Source organism: Nocardioides lijunqiniae (assembly GCF_015024225.1).
In the GTDB taxonomy this organism is placed as follows: Bacteria; Actinomycetota; Actinomycetes; order Propionibacteriales; family Nocardioidaceae; genus Nocardioides; species Nocardioides lijunqiniae.
In genome coordinates this window covers 57,948-74,418 of sequence record NZ_JACJGM010000020.1, presented here as the reverse complement: position 1 = coordinate 74,418, position 16,471 = coordinate 57,948, and the positions used below count along the sequence as shown (strand labels likewise).

The window sequence follows — 16,471 nt, the reverse complement described above, 5'->3', positions numbered from 1 at the left end:
AGCCCGCGGAAGGGCTCTGACCTGCAGAAACGTCGAAAGCGTCCGCCAGGAGGCGTGTTAGAATGGACACCTAGGAAGGGGTTCATCACATATGACTTTCACCGTCGGCGAAACGGTTGTTTACCCAAATCACGGGGCCGCTGTCATCGAGGACATCGAGATGCGGACCATCAAGGGCGAGGACCGCGAGTACCTCGTCCTCCGGATCGTCGCCCAGCAGGACCTGGTCGTGCGCGTGCCCGCGTGCAACCTGGACCTGGTCGGCGTGCGTGACGTCGTCGACAAGGAAGGCCTCGACCGCGTGTTCGACGTCCTCCGTGCCGCGCACGTCGAGGAGCCGACCAACTGGTCGCGCCGCTACAAGGCCAACCTGGAGAAGCTGCACAGCGGCGACGTCATGAAGGTCGCCGAGGTCGTGCGCGACCTGTGGCGCCGCGAGCGTGACCGCGGCCTCTCGGCCGGCGAGAAGCGGATGCTGGCCAAGGCGCGCCAGATCCTGGTCTCCGAGCTGGCCCTGGCCGAGCACACCAACGAGGACAAGGCCGAGGCCATCCTCGACGAGGTCCTCGCCTCCTGAGCGACGCTCCACCCGCTCCACCCGCACCGATGAAGGCCCCCGGCTCCTGCCGGGGGCCTTCGTCGTAGGTTGGGAGCGCCATGACCAGCAGCCCGTACGACGACGCCGACCCCCAGCCCACCCTCGGCACCGTGGTGGAGGAGGGGCGCGGGTCGCTGCCCTTCGCGCTGATCCACGGCGAGGCGCTGGTGACCTGTGCGGTGTGGGCGCTGGGGGACGCCGGCGTGACCCCGGTCGACCTCGGCACGGAGTGGGCCGGTCTCGTCGACTCCGGCGAGCCGTTCGTTCTGCACGACAGCCTGTGCCCGATGACGCCCGCCTCGTTCATCGCCGCCTGCGTCGCCCGCTCGGGTGACACCGGCGCCGTCGTGGTCGGGGTGCGCCCCGTGACCGACACCGTCAAGACCGTCGACGACGGCTTCGTGGGCGAGACCGTCGACCGCGACGGCCTGCTGGCCGTGTGCTCGCCGGTCGTGCTGCCGGCTGCGGTGGTGGCCGCGCTCGACGGGCTGCCCAGCCTGGACTTCGCCGAGCTGGTCGCGGCGTTGGCCGCGCGCTTCCCGGTCGAGTACGCCGACGCGCCGCCCGCCGCGCGCCGCGTCTCCAGCGAGGACGACGTCGCCGTCCTCGCCGCGCTCACCGCACCTCGATGAGCTCCTCGGCGAGCGCGACGTCCTCGGGGAACGTGATCTTGAGGTTGCGGGAGCTCCCCGCCACGGCGGCGACCGGCCCGGCGGCGTACCGCGCGACGCAGCTGGCCGTGTCGGTGCCCTGGAAGCCGTCGGCGGCCGCCTGCTCGTAGGCCGCCAGGAGCTCGGGAGCGCGGAAGGCCTGCGGGGTCTGGACGCCGGCGAGCGCCGCGCCGGGGTGGGTGCCGTCGCGGTGCAGGAGCCCCGTGAGGGCGACGACGGGGATCGCGCCGCCGTGCTCGCGGGCCGCGGCCAGGGCGGTGTCGAAGAGCGGTGCCCCCGCGAGCGGTCGCGCGGCGTCGTGGATCGCCACCACGTCGACCTGTCCGGCGTGGATGTCGGTCGCCAGGGCGCGCAGCGCGGCCCACTCCGAGTCGTGGCGCGTCTCCCCGCCGGCGACCAGGTGCACCTCGGCCTCGCCCAGGTGCGGCGCGAGCGCCTGCCCGACCTCGTCCTGCTCGCCGTCGCGCACCACCAGCACCACGCGCCGTACGTCGGGGAGCGCGAGCGCGTCCGCGACCGACCAGGCGAGCACCGGGCGCCCGCGCAGGGGCAGCAGGACCTTGTTGACGTCCGCCCCGACGCGCGAGCCGGACCCGGCGGCGAGGACGACGACGGCGGCGGGCACGGGCCGGAGTCTACGAAGCGGCGACCGCGCCGACGCCACGGGTGACGCGGCCACGTCCGACGGCGGCGAAGACGGCGACCCCGACCACGACCAGCACGACGCCGGCCGCGAGCCACGGCCAGGGGTTCCACGCCTCGATGCAGGACACGTACGTCGCGTCCGCCGCCTGAGCGCGGCAGACCTCGCCGGGGCCGCCGCGCGAGCCCCAGGCGACGAGCAGGGGAGCGGCCGAGAGGCCCGAGACCAGCCCGGCGAGACCGCGGTCGAGGCCGACCAGCCACAGCGTCGCGGCGCCCGCCACCACCGCGAGCGGCAGCACGACGACGCCGATCGTCAGCAGGCCGGCGACGCCGGTCGCGAGGGCGGCGCCGACGACGCACCACGCCACGAAGTGCGTCGTCTCGCGGCGCGCGCTCGGCCGGTCGGTGTCCATGCGAGGCAGTGTGCCAGCGCGGCCGGACGCGCTGCGGATTCATTTTCACGGCTGTTACACGGCGAAACAGGGGGCACACACGGGCGACCTAGGTTCCGAGTCACGAAAGGAGGTCGCGATGACACCTCGCTCCCCTTACGCAGAGGAGTGGCAGCCGGTCTGCCGGGTGGTCGAGCTCGAGGTCGAGCGCGGCGTCACGGCGCTGGTGCACGGCCAGGCGATCGCGATCTTCCGGACGCAGGACGACCACGTCTACGCCCTCGGCAACCACGACCCGTTCGCGAAGGCCTCGGTCATCGCGCGCGGGATCGTGGGGACCCGGGGCGAGGTGCCGTTCGTCGCCTCCCCGTCCCACAAGCACGCCTTCGACCTGCGCAGCGGCAAGTGCCTCGAGGACGCCCACGTCTCGGTGCCGGCGTACGGCGTCAAGGTCGTCGACGGCGTCGTGCACATCGGCCACCGCAAGGTCGACGCCGCCTGAGCTGGATCGGCCGGGTCCGCGGGGTCCGCAACCCCATGTAACACGTCGTCCACGGCACTACCCGCCCGCTGCAGCGGGCTGGAAGTGCCGTGGACGACGTGTTACATGCGGCCGGTCGTGCGCCGCTAGATCACGATGTTGAGCAGCAGGACGAAGATCAGGCCGGTGACGGACAGGATCGTCTCCATGGCCGACCAGGTCTTGATGGTCTGCCCGACGGAGATGCCGAAGTACTCCTTCACCAGCCAGAAGCCGGCGTCGTTGACGTGGGAGAAGAACACCGAGCCGGCGCCGACGGCGAGCACGACCAGCGAGGTCTCGCCCTGGCTGAGGCCCTCGGCGAGGCCGACGACGAGCGCGGAGGCGGTGATGGTCGCGACCGTGGCGGAGCCGGTGGCCAGGCGGATCAGGACGGCGAGCAGCCAGGCGAGGAAGATGACCGAGACGTCGAAGTCCTGGGCCCAGTCGGCCAGCTTGGTGCCGATGCCGGTGTCGACCAGCACCTGCTTGAAGCCACCGCCGGCACACACGATCAGCAGGATCCCGGCGATCGGGGGCAGCGACGACTCGATGGACTTGGCCACCGCCTCGCCGTTCATGCCGGCGCCGCGGCCGAAGGTGAAGATCGCGACGATGACCGCGATCAGCAGGGCGACGACCGGGGTGCCGATGACGTCGAGCACGCGCTGCACGCCGTTCTCGGTGTCGTCGATGATGATGTCGGCCAGGGCCTTGCCCATCATCAGCATCACCGGCAGCAGGACGGTGAAGAGCGTGACGGGGAACGACGGGCGCTGCTCCATCTCCTCGGACTCGCGGGCGGCCTCGAAGCGGTCGGGCGCAGGGACCGGCACCCAGCGGCCGGCGATCGGGGCGAACAGCGGGCCGGCCACGATCACGGTGGGCACGGCGACCAGGACGCCGAGCGCCAGGGTGGTGCCGAGGTCGGCGCCGAGCGAGTCGATGGCGACCAGCGGGCCGGGGTGCGGCGGCACCAGGCCGTGCATGGCCGACAGGCCGGCCAGTGCCGGGATGCCGACGGTGACGAGCGAGAGCTGCGCGCGCCGGGCGACCAGGTAGATCACCGGCATCAGCAGGACCAGGCCGATCTCGAAGAACATCGGCAGCCCGATCAGGGCGCCGACCGCGGCCATGGCCCACGGCAGCATCCGGGTGCTGGCGCGGCCCACGATCGCGTCGACGATCTCGTCGGCGCCGCCGGAGTCGGCGAGCAGCTTGGCGAACATCGCGCCCAGTGCGATCAGGATGCCGACGCCGGCGGCGGTCGTGCCGAACCCGGTGGTGAAGCTGGTGATGACGTCGGCGACGTCCACCCCCGCCACGATGCCGACCGCGAGCCCGCCGACGATCAGGGCCAGGAACGGGTGCACCTTGAGGAAGGTGATCAGCGCGACGATCAGCGCGATGCCGACGAGCGCGGAGATCACCAGGCGCCCGCCGCCGGCGACCGGCTCGGTCAGCTCGGTCGCGGCCATGACGATGGTCGGGGACATCAGTTCTCCTCGGAGGTGGTCAGGTGGCGGGTGGCCTCGGCGACGATGTCGTCCACCGACTGGTCGACGTCGACCACGAAGCCGTCCTCGTCGTCCTCGAGCGGCTCCAGCGTCGCGAACTGCGAGTCGAGCAGCGAGGCCGGCATGAAGTGGCCGGGTCGGGTGGCCTGGCGCCGGGTGATGACCGCGCGCTCGCCGTGCAGGTGCACGAACGTCGTGGTCGGCGCGTGGTCGCGCAGCTGGTCGCGGTAGGCCCGCTTGAGCGCCGAGCACGTCATCACGCCGCCGCCCTCGTGGCCGGCCAGCCAGACGCCGATGGCCTCGAGCCAGGGGCGCCGGTCGTCGTCGTCGAGCGGATGGCCGGCGGTCATCTTCGCGACGTTCGCCTCCGGGTGGAAGTCGTCGGCATCGGCGAACGGCGCTCGCAGGCGCTGCGCCAGCGCGGCGCCGACGGTGCTCTTGCCGGATCCGGAGACTCCCATCACCACCACGGGGCCTGGGATGCTGTGACCGTCGTCTCGTGACATGAGCCACAGCCTGCCGCAAATGATCTGATCTTTGCAAGGGCGAGTGAGGTAAAGATCAGTTCTTTTTCCGGGGTCCGCCTGTCAGGATGACCCCGTGACCGCCTCCTCGCCCGGCCTGCACGGCAGCGTCCTGGACGCGCTGGGCATGCGGCTGGTCACCGACGACCTGGCCCCCGGGCGGGTGCTGACGCTGGAGGCCATCGCGCGCGAGTACGCCGTGTCGCGCCCGGTCGCGCGCGAGGCCATCCGGGTGCTGCAGTCGATGGGCATGGTCGCCTCGCGGCGCCGCGTCGGCGTGACCGTCCTGCCGCGGTCGGACTGGCACGTCTTCGACCCGCTGCTGATCCGCTGGCGCCTGGACAGCCCCGAGCGCAGCGCCCAGCTCCTGTCGCTCTCGGAGCTGCGCCGCGGCTTCGAGCCGGTCGCGGCCAGCCTCGCCGCCGAGCGGGCCACCGCCGAGCAGTGCAGCGTGCTGGCGGCGGCGGCCAGCGACATGCTCGTCCACGGTCGCGCCGGCGACCTCGAGGCCTACCTCGACGCCGACGTGGTCTTCCACCGCACCCTGCTCGCGGCCGCCGGCAACGAGATGCTGCGCTCGATGGCGGGCGTCGTCGCCGAGATCCTCGCCGGCCGCACCCACCACGGGCTGATGCCCAGCCGCCCCAACCCGCGCGCGATCGAGCTGCACGACGCGGTCGCCCGGGCCGTGCGCGAGGGGGACTGCGCGGCGGCCGAGGCGGCCATGCGCGAGATCATCGACGAGGCGGCGTCCGCCATGCGGGTGGAGCTGGGGGAGTGACGGCGTCACCCCCGAGCGGCTAGTCGGTCCCCGCGAGCAGCAGGGCCGTCGCGATCGCGGCGACGCCCTCCCCGCGCCCGGTGAGCCCCAGGCCGTCGGTGGTGGTGGCCGAGACCGTCACCGGCGCAGCCAGGGCCGTCGACAGCGCGGCCTCCGCCTCGGCCCGGCGCGGGCCGAGCCGCGGCCGGTTGCCGATCACCTGGACGGCGACGTTGCCGACCTCGTAGCCGGCGGCGCGCACCCGCCGGGCGGTCTCACCCAGCAGCGCCGCGCCCGAGGCTCCGGCCCAGGCCGGGTCCGAGGTGCCGAAGTTGGAGCCGAGGTCGCCCAGCCCTGCGGCCGACAGGAGCGCGTCGCACGCGGCGTGCGCCGCGACGTCGGCGTCGGAGTGGCCCTCGAGGCCCTCGGGCTCGTCCGGCCAGGACAGGCCGGCGAGGTGGAGGGGGACGCCGGGGACGAGCCGGTGGACGTCGGTGCCGATGCCGATCCGGGGCTGCTTCACCCGACGATGATGCCTGAGCCACAATCGAGGGTGTGAAGACGACTCGCTGGGCGTGGTCGCTGGCCGGGGTCCTGGCCGGCGCGGCGGGGCTGGCCACCAGCTACCTGACGGCCAACGCGCTCTCCATCCGCGAGTCGCCCGTCGTGGCCGTGGCCGAGGACGTGATCCGCCTGACGCCCGGCTCGGTGGCCGAGGCCGCCATCGACGTCCTCGGACACCGTGACAAGCCGGTGCTGGTCGGGGTGATCCTGCTGCTGAGCGTCGGGCTGTTCGCGCTCGTGGGGCGCCTGTCGCGGCGCTCGACGTGGGCGCCCACGCTGGTGCTGCTCGCGCTGGCCCTCACCGGCGCCCTGGCCGTGCTCCTGCCGAAGGGCACCGCCAACGGCAGCGACGCGCTCCCGGTCGCCGTCGGCTTCGTGACCTGGCTGCTGGCCCTGACGCTGCTCACCTCCCCCTTGCGTACGGCGGACGCTGCAGGCCCCGCGGCCGACGCGACGTCCCCGACCGACCCGGGCGACCGGCCCCAGCCCGCAGGGCTGCCGGACTCGTCGCGCCGCGGCTTCCTGGTCGGTGCCGCCACCATGGCCGGCGCGGTGGCCGTCGTCGGCGTGCTCGGACGGCTCGTCGGCGCCGGACGGCGCGAGGTCGAGCGGATCCGCGGGCTGCTGCGGCTGCCCGGCGTGACCGCGCCCGACGTCCCTCCGCGCGCCCTCATCGGGACCGAGGAGGTCACGCCCTGGCTGACCAGGGCCGACGACTTCTACCGCATCGACACCGCCATCTCGGTCCCGGTCATCGACCCGACCGAGTGGCAGGTCCGGATCCACGGCATGGTCGACCGCGAGGTCGTGGTGACCTTCGACGAGCTCAACGCCTTCGAGAAGACCGAGGCCTGGGTGACCCTCAACTGCGTCTCCAACGTCGTCGGCGGCACCCTGATCGGCAACGCCTGGTGGAGCGGCGTGCGGCTCGCGACGCTGCTCGCCGAGGCAGGCGTGCGCCCCGGCGCCGACGCGGTGCTCCAGACCTCGGACGACGGCTGGACCTGCGCCACCCCGATCGAGGCGCTCACCGACGACCGCGACGCGATGCTGGCCCTGGCCATGAACGGCAAGCCGCTGCCGATCGAGCACGGCTTCCCGGTGCGCACCATCGTGCCGGGCCTCTACGGCTACGTCTCCGCGACCAAGTGGGTGGTCGACCTCGAGGTGACCCGGTTCGCCGACGTCCAGGCCTACTGGACCACCAAGGGCTGGGGCGAGCGCGGCCCGGTCAAGATGTCCTCGCGCATCGACGTGCCGGGCTCCGGCGCCGAGCTCGAGCCCGGCGAGGTCGTCGTGGCCGGGGTGGCGTGGGCCCAGCACACGGGCATCGCGGGCGTCGAGGTCTCCGTCGACGGCGGTCCGTGGGAGGCCGGCGAGATCGCCGACCCCGGGACGGTCGACACCTGGGTGCAGTGGCGGGCGCTCGTCGAGCTCGAGCCCGGCGACCACGTGCTGCAGGTCCGCGCCACCGACAAGGACGGCCTCGTGCAGACCGGTGTCGAGCGCGACGTCCTCCCCGACGGCGCCACCGGCTGGGACAGCGTCGACGTCTCGGTCTCGGCGTGAGCGCCGACTTCGCGGGCCGCCCCGGCGGCGCGCTCGTGGTCGGCGGCAGCGGCGGGCTGGGGCTCGCCATCGCCACGATGCTCGCCGAGCGCGGCTCGGCCGTGGCGGTCACCTACCGCACGCGTCGTCCCGCGGGCGACCACCCGGCGTACGAGCTGGACCTGGCCGACCACGACGCCGGAGCCGGCGTGGTGGAGCGCGCCGTCGCCGACCTGGGCGGCCTCCACACGCTCGTGCACGCCGCCGGGCCGCACGTCCCGATGGTCCACCTGTCGACGGTGGAGCCCTCCGTCATGGCGACGCAGCTGGCGGCCGATGCCGCCGGCTTCTTCTCCGTCGTCCAGCCGGCGCTGCCGCACCTGCGCAGCAGCGGCGGCTCGGTCGTGGCCGTGACCACCGCCGCCACGTCACGCTTCCCGGTGCGCGACGGGCTGTCGTCGGCGCCCAAGGCAGCGGTGGAGGCGATGGTGCGCGCGCTCGCCGCGGAGGAGGGGCGCTACGGCGTGCGCCTCAACTGCGTCGGGCCGGGGATGCTCACCGACGGCATGGCCGCGCGGCTGATCGCCTCGGGGGAGCTGTCGGAGCAGGCCCTCGAGATCACCCGGCGCAACATCGCGCTGCGCCGCTTCGGCGATGCCGCCGACATCGCGGAGGCCGTGTGCTTCCTGGCCTCCGACCGCGCCAGCTTCGTCACCGGCCAGAAGCTCGACGTCGACGGCGGCTACTCGGTCTGAGGTCGCCTGGACGGCCCGGGGGTCTCGAGACGGGACGTCGTCCCTCCTCAGCCCACGGGGGGCGACGTCACCAGTTGGTGTGAGCCGTGGCCGGGACCGGGTGGGCGTCGTCGGTGATGACGTAGACGGTGCCGCCGCTGGTGGGAAGCCAGGCGTTCTCGAGCTGGCCGCGGTCGTAGGTGCGCCGCACGCCCGCGCGCGTCGACGCCGCCGGGTCGTTGACGACGACGTCGCCCGACTTGGTGAACCCGACGATCACCAGCAGGTGACCCTCGGTCGAGGAGATCGGGGCGCCGCTGAGCTCGCCGGGGCCGAAGGCGACCGAGGCGACCAGCGGGATGCCGGCGGCGATGAACTGCTCGGCCTCGCGCAGGGAGCGCAGCTTGGTGACGAAGGCGTGACCGCTCAGGCCGGCGGCGTAGGCGGTGTTGAAGGGCCAGTTGCCGGTGCCCTGGTAGGCGTGGTCGTAGGTCATCCGCGCCGCGTGGTCGACCCAGGGGTCGACGTGGTCGGAGGGCACGTAGGAGTAGCGCGCCGGGCGTGGCAGCCTGCGGTAGTAGCCGAGCACCATCGAGGTGGAGGTCGGCGAGCACCAGGCCTCGCCGCCGTTGCCCCACTGCGGGTAGTGGCCGCGGTGGATCATCTGCGAGTAGCGCGGGACGTCGAGCACCTTCCCGCGGGCGACGCCGGGGGTCGACTCGACCACGGCGCCCGAGGGCAGTCGCGACGCCACGGCGCCGACGGTGTCGAGGGTCGGGCTGGCCTTGCCGGGCAGGCGCATCAGCGAGACCCGCAGCTGCCAGGACGTGAGGCCGGCGGCGGCGTTGCTGCGCCAGGTGTCGACCGAGACCCGGGCGAGGTCGTCCTTCTGGCCCGAGACCGTCTGCCGCTTGGTGTGGGCGTCGCCGGAGGTCCAGCGGCCCAGCACGTCGTAGCTCGAGGTCGCACCGGCCTTGGTGCGCCCGCGGACCTCGATCTCGACCCAGCTGTTGCCCGGGGTGGTGGCCTTCCACGAGGCGATCAGCTCGGTCAGCCCGAACGACGTCCGGGTCCAGGGGGAGGTCCAGCGGCCGACCTGGTAGGTCCGCTTCGCATAGGTACGGCGCCCGGCCGCGGTCGGCGTGACGGCCACGCGACCGCCCTTGATGACGCGGGTGCCCTTCACCGTGCCGGTGCGCAGCTGCGGGGCGGTGTCCCACTGCGTGTAGGCGATCGAGCGCGGGGCGCTCGCGGCGGCCGGAGCCGACGTCGCGGCCCCGGTGGCCGGGACGAGCGGCGCGCAGAGGGCCACGGCGAGACCGGAGGCGGCGGTGGCGGCGAGCAGGGCGGGGAAGGGCAGGCGCACCTGCCCACGATAGGTCACATCCGTCACTCCTGTCACAGGCGTGATCGCGGGCCGCCGCCTGACCGCTCGATGCGGGGCTCGGGACGCCTGGCTCCTAGACTTGGCAGGTGACGTTCCGGCTCTATGACACCGCGACCCGCGAGGTCCGTGACTTCGTCCCCCTCGAGGAGGGGAAGGCGGGTCTCTACCTCTGCGGGCTCACCGTGCAGAGCGAGCCGCACGTCGGACACGTCCGCTCCGGCGTGGTCTTCGACGTCCTGCAGCGCTGGCTGCGGCACCGCGGGCTCGACGTGACCTTCATCCGCAACGTCACCGACATCGACGACAAGATCCTCACCAAGGCCGCCGAGCAGGGTCGCCCCTGGTACAACCTCGCCTACGCGATGCACCGCGAGCTCGACCGCGCCTACGCCGCGCTCAACGTCGCGCCGCCGACGTACGAGCCGGGCGCCACGGGCCACGTGCCCGAGATGGTCGAGCTGATCGGCGAGCTGATCGCCAAGGGTCACGCCTACGCCGCGGAGGACGGGTCGGGCGACGTCTACTTCGACGTCCGCTCGTGGCCGTCCTACGGCGAGCTGACCCGTCAGGGCATCGACGACATGGAGGCCGCCTCCGACGCCGACCCCCGCGGCAAGCGGGACCCTCGCGACTTCGCCCTGTGGAAGGGCTGGAAGAAGGACAGCGAGCCGGCCACCGCCGCGTGGCCCTCGCCCTGGGGCCCCGGCCGCCCCGGCTGGCACATCGAGTGCTCGGCCATGGCTGGCAAGTACCTCGGCCCCGCCTTCGACATCCACGGCGGCGGCGTCGACCTGCGCTTCCCCCACCACGAGAACGAGCAGGCGCAGTCCCGCGCGGCCGGCCGCCCCTTCGCGTCGTACTGGATGCACAACGCCTGGATCACCACCGCCGGCGAGAAGATGAGCAAGTCGCTCGGCAACTCGCTCACGATCCCGGCGGTGCTCGAGAGCTACCGCGGCATCGAGCTGCGCTTCTACCTCCTCATGGCCCACTACCGCTCCCACGTCGAGTTCAGCTTCGAGGCCCTCGACGAGGCCGCCGCCGGCTTCCGCCGCATCGAGGGCTTCCTCGACCGCGCGCCCGTTGGCGAGCAAGGCGACCTGCCCGAGGCGTTCGTGACGGCCATGGACGACGACCTCGGTACGCCGGCGGCCGTCGCGGTCCTCTACGACACCGTCCGCGAGGGCAACCGGCTGCTGGCCGCGGGCGACGGCGCCTCGGCCCAGGTGGCCGACGTCCTCGCGATGCTGGACGTGCTCGGCCTGCACCCCGACGACCCGGCGTGGGGAGGCTCCGGCGACGACGCCCGGCTGACCCAGCTCTCGGGGGCCGTCGACGCCCTGGTCGCCGGGCTGCTGGAGCAGCGCGCCCAGGCCCGGGCCGACAAGGACTTCGCGCGCGCGGACGCCATCCGCGACCAGATCAAGGCAGCGGGGATCGAGATCGAGGACACCCCTGCCGGAGCAAGGTGGACGTTGTAATGCCAGGTAATTCGAGCCGCAAGGGCGCGATCCGCAAGACCAGCAAGAAGCCGACCGCCGGGTCCGGTGGGCGGGTCAAGCGCGGCCTCGAGGGCCGCGGCCCGACGCCGAAGGCCAAGGAGCGCGAGTACCACAAGGCCTACAAGGCCGACCAGAAGGCCAAGAGCACCGGCGGGCGCACGGGCAGCAACGCGAGCAGGCAGCGGAAGAAGACCACTGACGCCGAGTGGATGGCCGGGCGCAACTCGGTCGTCGAGGCGCTGCGCGAGAACGTCCCCGTCACCGCCGTCTACGTCGCCGAGGGCGCGGAGCGCGACGGCCGGCTGCGCGAGGTCTTCGCGATCTGCGCCGAGCGCGGTCTCAACCTCCTCGAGGTGAGCAAGGGCGAGCTCGACCGGATGACGAGCGGCGCGGTCCACCAGGGCCTCGCGGCGCGGATCCCCACGTTCGAGTACGCCCACCCCGACGACCTCCTCGACCTGGCCGCGGCCAACCACGAGCCGCCGCTGATCGTGGCGCTCGACTCGGTGACCGACCCGCGCAACCTCGGTGCGGTCATCCGCAGCGCGGCCGGCTTCGGCGCGCACGGCGTGGTCATCCCCGAGCGCCGCGCCGCCGGCATGACCGCGTCGGCGTGGAAGTCCAGCGCCGGCGCGGCCGCGCGCATCCCGGTCGCGCAGACCGTCAACCTGGTCCGCCAGCTCAAGGCCTTCCAGGACGCCGGCTGCATGGTCGTCGGGCTCGCGGCCGACGGCGACGTCTCGCTGCCCGACCTCGACCTGGCCGACGGGCCCCTGGTGCTCGTGGTGGGCTCCGAGGGCGACGGTCTCTCGCGGCTGGTGAGCGAGACGTGCGACCAGCTGCTGTCGATCCCGATGGCCAACAACGTGGAGTCGCTCAACGCGGGTGTGGCCGCCTCCGTCGCGCTCTACGCCATCGCGCAGGCGCGCGCCTGACGGAGCGCGTCACACGGCCGGGCAGCCTTGCGGAAAACTTGACCGTGGATTGAGGCGGCTGACAGCGTAAGGCCCTACGCTGCGGTGATGGTGACCACTCGGCAGCGACTCGTGGAGGCGGCGACGAAGGGCTTCGCCGACCAGGGCATCCAGTCGGCCTCGCTCGTCGAGATCACCCGGCAGGCGGGACAGCGCAACCGTGGCGCCGTCCACTACCACTTCGGCGGGCGCGACGGACTCCTCGTCGCGGTGCTGGAGCAGTACAACGCGTTCCTCCAGGAGCGCGAGATGGAGCTGCTCCGGCAGGCGCGCGAGCGGCCGGGCCAGGACGTCGCCGCGGTGGTCGAGGCCATCGTCCGCCCCGCGGTGGAGCTGGCCGAGCGGGGGCCCAGCGAGGCCTGCTACCTGGTGATCGTCGCCGAGCTCGCCGAGCAGGACCCCTCGACGTACAGCCCCGAGGTGGAGGCCGCGCTCGCCGGGAGCGGGGGCTACGAGGTCTACCGCACGCTGCGCGAGCGGCTGCCCGACCTCGACGACGAGCTGCGCTCCGAACGCTTCGCGCTGATGACGGCGTTCGTGCTCGGGACCGTCGCGCGACGGGTGCGCTCGCTCGCCGACGAGAATCACCGCCACCAGATGCCGACCGACCGGTTCGTCGCCAACCTGGTGCTGATGGCGTCCGCGATGCTGACCGCGCCGACCGTTGACGCCTAGTACTCCCTCTCAGTAGGTTCCGAGCGACCCGGACACCGTCGTCGGGGTCGGGGGAAGGTGGCCATGCGCGCAGTCCGCGTCGTCCGTCACGCGTCACCGGGTGACGCCATCGAGGTCCAGGACGTCGCCGTCCCGGAGCCGGGGCCGGGCGAGGTGCGGGTCGACGTCGCGGCCGCCTCGCTGAACTTCGGCGACATCGCCCGCTGCCGCGGCGGCGTCGCCGCGGTCATGGCCGAACCGCCGTTCACGCTGGGCATGGACGTCGCCGGCGTGGTCGAGGCCGCCGGCGCGGGCATGGAGGAGTGGCTCGGCCGACGGGTCGTCGGGATCTGCCCGCAGTCGCTGGGCGGGCTGGCCGAGAAGGCGCTGGTGGGCAGCGTCTTCGACGCGCCACCGTCGCTCGACGACGTGGCGGCCGCCGCCCTCACCCTGCCGTTCCACGTCTCCTACCTCGCGCTCCACGAGCGCGCCGCGCTCCGGTCGGGCGAGACGGTCGTGGTCCGCGGCGGGGCGAGCGCCGTGGGCACCGCCGCCATCCAGCTCGCCGTCGCCGCGGGGGCGCGCGTCATCGCGGTCGCCGGCGGGGCCGAGAAGGGCCGGCTGTGCCTCGAGCTGGGCGCCGCCCGGGCGGTCGACCAGGAGACCGAGAGCGTCTTCGACGCGGTCATGGACGAGACCGGCGAGCGCGGCGCCGACGTCATCTTCGACCCCATCGGGGGCGACCAGACCGAGACCATGTGGACCTGCGGCGCGCTTGGCGGCCGCTACCTCGCGGTCGGCTTCAACGACGACCCGGAGTCCGGGCTGACCGGTCGTCCCCTGCGCAAGCTGTCGATGGCCAACATGACCGTCATGGGGGTGATCCTGGCCTACCTCGAGGTGCCGCGCGCGTTCCGCCAATTCGGGGTCAACCCGTTCCCCCCGGCCACCGGCGCCCGGGTGCACGCGGCGCTGCTCGAGCTGGTCGCCGAGGGCCGGGTGCGACCGGTCGTGGGGCGCACGATCGGCCTGGACGGCGTCGCGGATGCCCTCGAGGCGCACGCCGCACGGCGTACGACGGGGCGCACGGTCGCCGACCTGCGGCTCGGCCGGACGGAGGAGCGATGAACAGCGACGAGCTGATGGCCCAGGCCAGCGAGGCCACGGGGCTGGACGACTTCGGGGACCCGGCGTTCCGCGCGGGCCTGGACCACTACGTCGCCGCGCTCGACGACGAGGCGCAGCTCAACGAGCTCGGCGGTGTGGCTCTCGGGCCGGCGGTCGTCGCCGCCCTCACCAACCGGCTCAAGGTCGTCGACTGGACACGGCGCCACCCCGAGGTGCTCGACGAGCGCATCGAGGCGCCGGTGGTGGTGATCGGCATGTTCCGCGCCGGCACGACGTTCCTGTCGAACCTGCTCGACCGCGACCCCGCCAACCGCGCGCTGCTCGCGTGGGAGTCGGGCGACTCGGTGCCGCCGCCGGCTCCCGAGGAGCGGCGCAGCGGACCGCGCGTCGAGGCCGCCCAGGGCGGCGTCGACATGCTCGAGATGCTCAACCCCGAGATCAGCAAGATCCACCACGAGGGCGCGGCCGACGCCACCGAGTGCATCGCGGTGATGGGCCAGGCCTTCCAGAGCATCTCCTGGGAGGCGATCGCCAACGTCCCGTCGTACGGCGCCTGGTGGCGCGCGGCCGACAACGCCCCGGCCTACGCCTACCACCGCACCGTGCTCCAGGTGCTGCAGAGCGGGGGAGTGCGCGGACGCTGGACGCTGAAGAGCCCGCACCACGCCCTGGCCCTCGACGCGCTCGTCGACACCTACCCCGACGCGCGGCTGGTGCTGCTGCACCGGGACCCGGTGGTGCTGACCGGCTCGGTGTGCAGCCTGATCTCGACCATGTCCAGCACGTTCTCCGACGCCGACCACCGCGACTACATCGCCGCTCACTGGACCGACACCCTGGAGGAGTCCGTCGCCCGCATCGACGACTTCCGGGCCCGTCGCCCGGAGCACGCGATCCTCGACGTCCAGTACGCCGACCTGGCGCGCGACCCCGTCGGCACCGTCGAGTCGCTCTACGCCGCGCTCGGCCTCGAGCCGGGCGCGGGCGCCTTCGACGCGATGGCCGCGTCGGTGGCCGACCGCCCGCGCGGCGCCTTCGGCGCGCACGCCTACGACGTGGCGCAGTACGGCCTCGACGAGGGCGCGCTGCGGGAGCGGTTCGCGGGCTACTCCGAGCGCTACGGCGTCGAGCCCGAGCGTCCCGAGGCGGTCACCGGCTGACGACGGACCTCTCATGGCGCGGTCATAGGGTGGGAGGCGTGCCGACCACCGTGGACCGACTGCTGCCCGACGAGGACGCCGAGGCGCTCCTCGCGCTGACCCGTGACATCGCCACCCGCGAGCTCGCACCGCAGGTGGACGCGATGGAGGAGCGCGCGGAGTTCCCCGCCGACGCCTACCGGCTGCTCGGCCGCTCCGGGCTGTTGAGCCTGCCGTTCGCCGAGGACGTCGGCGGCGGCGCGCAGTCCTACGAGGTCTACCTCCAGGTGATCGAGGAGATCGCGACCGCGTGGCCCAGCGTCGGCGTCGGCGCCAGCGTGCACTCCCTCACCGCGACGGTGGTGTCGACCAACGCCTCGGACGACCAGCGCGCGACCTGGCTGCCGCGGATGCTCGAGGGCGACTGGCTGGGCGCCTACTGCCTCTCCGAGCCGCAGGCCGGCTCCGACGTCAGCGGCATCCGCACGAAGGCGGTGCTGGACCCGGCCACCGACACCTACGTCGTGAGCGGCACGAAGCAGTGGATCAGCAACGGCTCCTGCGCCGACTACTACATCCTGTTCGCCCGCACCGGCGAGGACCCCAAGCGCGGGCTGTCGGCGTTCATCGTGCCCGCGGACACCGAGGGGATGAGCTTCGGCGCCCCCGAGAAGAAGCTCGGCCTGCACTGCGACGTGACGACCCAGGTGCTCTTCGACGGCGCCCGGATCCCGGCCGCGCAGCGCATCGGCGACGAGGGCGCCGGGATGCGGGTGGCGCTCTCGGCGCTGGACGCCGGCCGGCTCGGCATCGCGGCGGTGGCCACCGGCATCGCGCAGGCGGCGCTGGCCCACGCCGTGACCTACGCCGGCGAGCGCGAGCAGTTCGGCCGCGCGGTCGGGGAGTTCCAGGGGATGCAGTTCCTCCTGGCCGACATGGCCGCGGACGTCGAGCGCGCGCGGGCGACGTACCTCCACGCCGCGCGGCTCAAGGACGCCGGCCGCCCCTTCTCGCGCCAGGCCAGCATCGCCAAGCTCACCGCCAGCGACGCCGCCATGCGCGTCACCACCGACGCGATCCAGGTCCTCGGCGGCAACGGCTACACCCGCGACTACCCCGTCGAGCGCCTCTTCCGCGACGCCAAGGTCACCCAGATCTTCGAGGGCACCAACCAGATCCAGCGCATGGTGATCGGGCGCGACCTGCTCCGCTGA

18 protein-coding genes are annotated in these 16,471 nt (G+C 73.3%); 12 read left to right on the top strand and 6 right to left on the bottom strand.

Annotation, left to right across the window (positions count from 1 at the left end; all coding sequences use genetic code 11):
• The first annotated feature begins 91 nt into the window (after nucleotides 1-91).
• Together IRQ30_RS13550 and IRQ30_RS13545 are read left to right on the top strand one after the other, a co-directional pair.
• Complete coding sequence (locus tag IRQ30_RS13550) at nucleotides 92-577, top strand: CarD family transcriptional regulator (protein ID WP_134739844.1); 486 nt, start codon at nucleotides 92-94, stop codon at nucleotides 575-577.
• An 80-nt stretch (nucleotides 578-657) separates the two neighbouring features.
• A complete protein-coding gene (locus tag IRQ30_RS13545) occupies nucleotides 658-1,230 on the top strand; it encodes a 2-C-methyl-D-erythritol 4-phosphate cytidylyltransferase (protein ID WP_193613414.1) in 573 nt (190 codons plus the stop codon).
• Here IRQ30_RS13545 and IRQ30_RS13540 read toward each other — a convergent pair.
• Together IRQ30_RS13540 and IRQ30_RS13535 are read right to left on the bottom strand one after the other, a co-directional pair.
• Entirely contained in the window at nucleotides 1,214-1,894 is a 681-nt protein-coding gene (locus IRQ30_RS13540) for a 2-C-methyl-D-erythritol 4-phosphate cytidylyltransferase (protein ID WP_193613412.1), read from the bottom strand. The genes IRQ30_RS13545 and IRQ30_RS13540 overlap by 17 nt on opposite strands.
• Before the next feature lie 10 nt (nucleotides 1,895-1,904).
• Nucleotides 1,905-2,327 (bottom strand): hypothetical protein, encoded by a 423-nt coding sequence (locus tag IRQ30_RS13535; protein WP_193613410.1) that lies wholly within the window; start codon nucleotides 2,325-2,327, stop codon nucleotides 1,905-1,907.
• 118 nt (nucleotides 2,328-2,445) lie between these two features.
• Here IRQ30_RS13535 and nirD point away from each other — a divergent pair, with 118 nt between their 5' ends.
• Nucleotides 2,446-2,808 (top strand): nitrite reductase small subunit NirD, encoded by a 363-nt coding sequence (nirD, locus tag IRQ30_RS13530; protein WP_193613408.1) that lies wholly within the window; start codon nucleotides 2,446-2,448, stop codon nucleotides 2,806-2,808.
• A gap of 125 nt (nucleotides 2,809-2,933) precedes the next feature.
• Here the strand turns inward: nirD and IRQ30_RS13525 are convergent, their stop codons facing one another.
• Both IRQ30_RS13525 and IRQ30_RS13520 read right to left on the bottom strand, forming a co-directional pair.
• Nucleotides 2,934-4,322 (bottom strand): GntT/GntP/DsdX family permease, encoded by a 1,389-nt coding sequence (locus IRQ30_RS13525; RefSeq protein WP_193613406.1) that lies wholly within the window; start codon nucleotides 4,320-4,322, stop codon nucleotides 2,934-2,936.
• Entirely contained in the window at nucleotides 4,322-4,849 is a 528-nt protein-coding gene (locus IRQ30_RS13520) for a gluconokinase (RefSeq protein ID WP_227467554.1), read from the bottom strand. The genes IRQ30_RS13525 and IRQ30_RS13520 overlap by 1 nt, the downstream gene beginning before the upstream one ends.
• Before the next feature lie 94 nt (nucleotides 4,850-4,943).
• Here IRQ30_RS13520 and IRQ30_RS13515 point away from each other — a divergent pair, with 94 nt between their 5' ends.
• On the top strand, nucleotides 4,944-5,648 hold the full coding sequence (locus IRQ30_RS13515) for an FCD domain-containing protein (protein ID WP_193613404.1): 705 nt from the start codon (nucleotides 4,944-4,946) through the stop codon (nucleotides 5,646-5,648).
• 19 nt (nucleotides 5,649-5,667) lie between these two features.
• Here the strand turns inward: IRQ30_RS13515 and ispF are convergent, their stop codons facing one another.
• Nucleotides 5,668-6,150, bottom strand: coding sequence for a 2-C-methyl-D-erythritol 2,4-cyclodiphosphate synthase (gene ispF, locus IRQ30_RS13510; RefSeq protein ID WP_193610567.1), 483 nt, complete (start codon nucleotides 6,148-6,150; stop codon nucleotides 5,668-5,670).
• A 32-nt stretch (nucleotides 6,151-6,182) separates the two neighbouring features.
• Here ispF and IRQ30_RS13505 point away from each other — a divergent pair, with 32 nt between their 5' ends.
• A complete protein-coding gene (locus tag IRQ30_RS13505) occupies nucleotides 6,183-7,760 on the top strand; it encodes a molybdopterin-dependent oxidoreductase (protein ID WP_193613402.1) in 1,578 nt (525 codons plus the stop codon).
• A complete protein-coding gene (locus IRQ30_RS13500) occupies nucleotides 7,757-8,494 on the top strand; it encodes an SDR family oxidoreductase (RefSeq protein ID WP_193613400.1) in 738 nt (245 codons plus the stop codon). The genes IRQ30_RS13505 and IRQ30_RS13500 overlap by 4 nt, the downstream gene beginning before the upstream one ends.
• Nucleotides 8,495-8,561: 67 nt before the next feature.
• On the opposite strand, the gene IRQ30_RS13495 is transcribed toward IRQ30_RS13500, so the two are convergent.
• Nucleotides 8,562-9,839: a C39 family peptidase gene (locus IRQ30_RS13495; RefSeq protein ID WP_193610569.1), complete on the bottom strand. Its 1,278-nt coding sequence runs from the start codon at nucleotides 9,837-9,839 to the stop codon at nucleotides 8,562-8,564.
• A gap of 107 nt (nucleotides 9,840-9,946) precedes the next feature.
• Here IRQ30_RS13495 and cysS point away from each other — a divergent pair, with 107 nt between their 5' ends.
• From cysS to IRQ30_RS13465, 6 genes are all read left to right on the top strand, one after another.
• On the top strand, nucleotides 9,947-11,341 hold the full coding sequence (gene cysS / locus IRQ30_RS13490) for a cysteine--tRNA ligase (protein ID WP_193613399.1): 1,395 nt from the start codon (nucleotides 9,947-9,949) through the stop codon (nucleotides 11,339-11,341).
• Nucleotides 11,341-12,297 carry a 23S rRNA (guanosine(2251)-2'-O)-methyltransferase RlmB gene (rlmB, locus tag IRQ30_RS13485; protein ID WP_193610571.1) on the top strand — a complete coding sequence of 319 codons (957 nt, stop codon included), beginning with the start codon at nucleotides 11,341-11,343 and terminating at the stop codon, nucleotides 12,295-12,297. Before cysS ends, rlmB begins: the two co-directional genes overlap by 1 nt.
• An 87-nt stretch (nucleotides 12,298-12,384) precedes the next feature.
• Nucleotides 12,385-13,011, top strand: coding sequence for a TetR/AcrR family transcriptional regulator (locus IRQ30_RS13480; RefSeq protein ID WP_193610572.1), 627 nt, complete (start codon nucleotides 12,385-12,387; stop codon nucleotides 13,009-13,011).
• Nucleotides 13,012-13,074: 63 nt separating this feature from the next.
• Nucleotides 13,075-14,118: a zinc-binding dehydrogenase gene (locus tag IRQ30_RS13475; RefSeq protein WP_193613397.1), complete on the top strand. Its 1,044-nt coding sequence runs from the start codon at nucleotides 13,075-13,077 to the stop codon at nucleotides 14,116-14,118.
• Nucleotides 14,115-15,278 carry a sulfotransferase family protein gene (locus IRQ30_RS13470; RefSeq protein ID WP_193613395.1) on the top strand — a complete coding sequence of 388 codons (1,164 nt, stop codon included), beginning with the start codon at nucleotides 14,115-14,117 and terminating at the stop codon, nucleotides 15,276-15,278. The genes IRQ30_RS13475 and IRQ30_RS13470 overlap by 4 nt, the downstream gene beginning before the upstream one ends.
• Before the next feature lie 38 nt (nucleotides 15,279-15,316).
• Entirely contained in the window at nucleotides 15,317-16,471 is a 1,155-nt protein-coding gene (locus tag IRQ30_RS13465) for an acyl-CoA dehydrogenase family protein (protein WP_338089698.1), read from the top strand.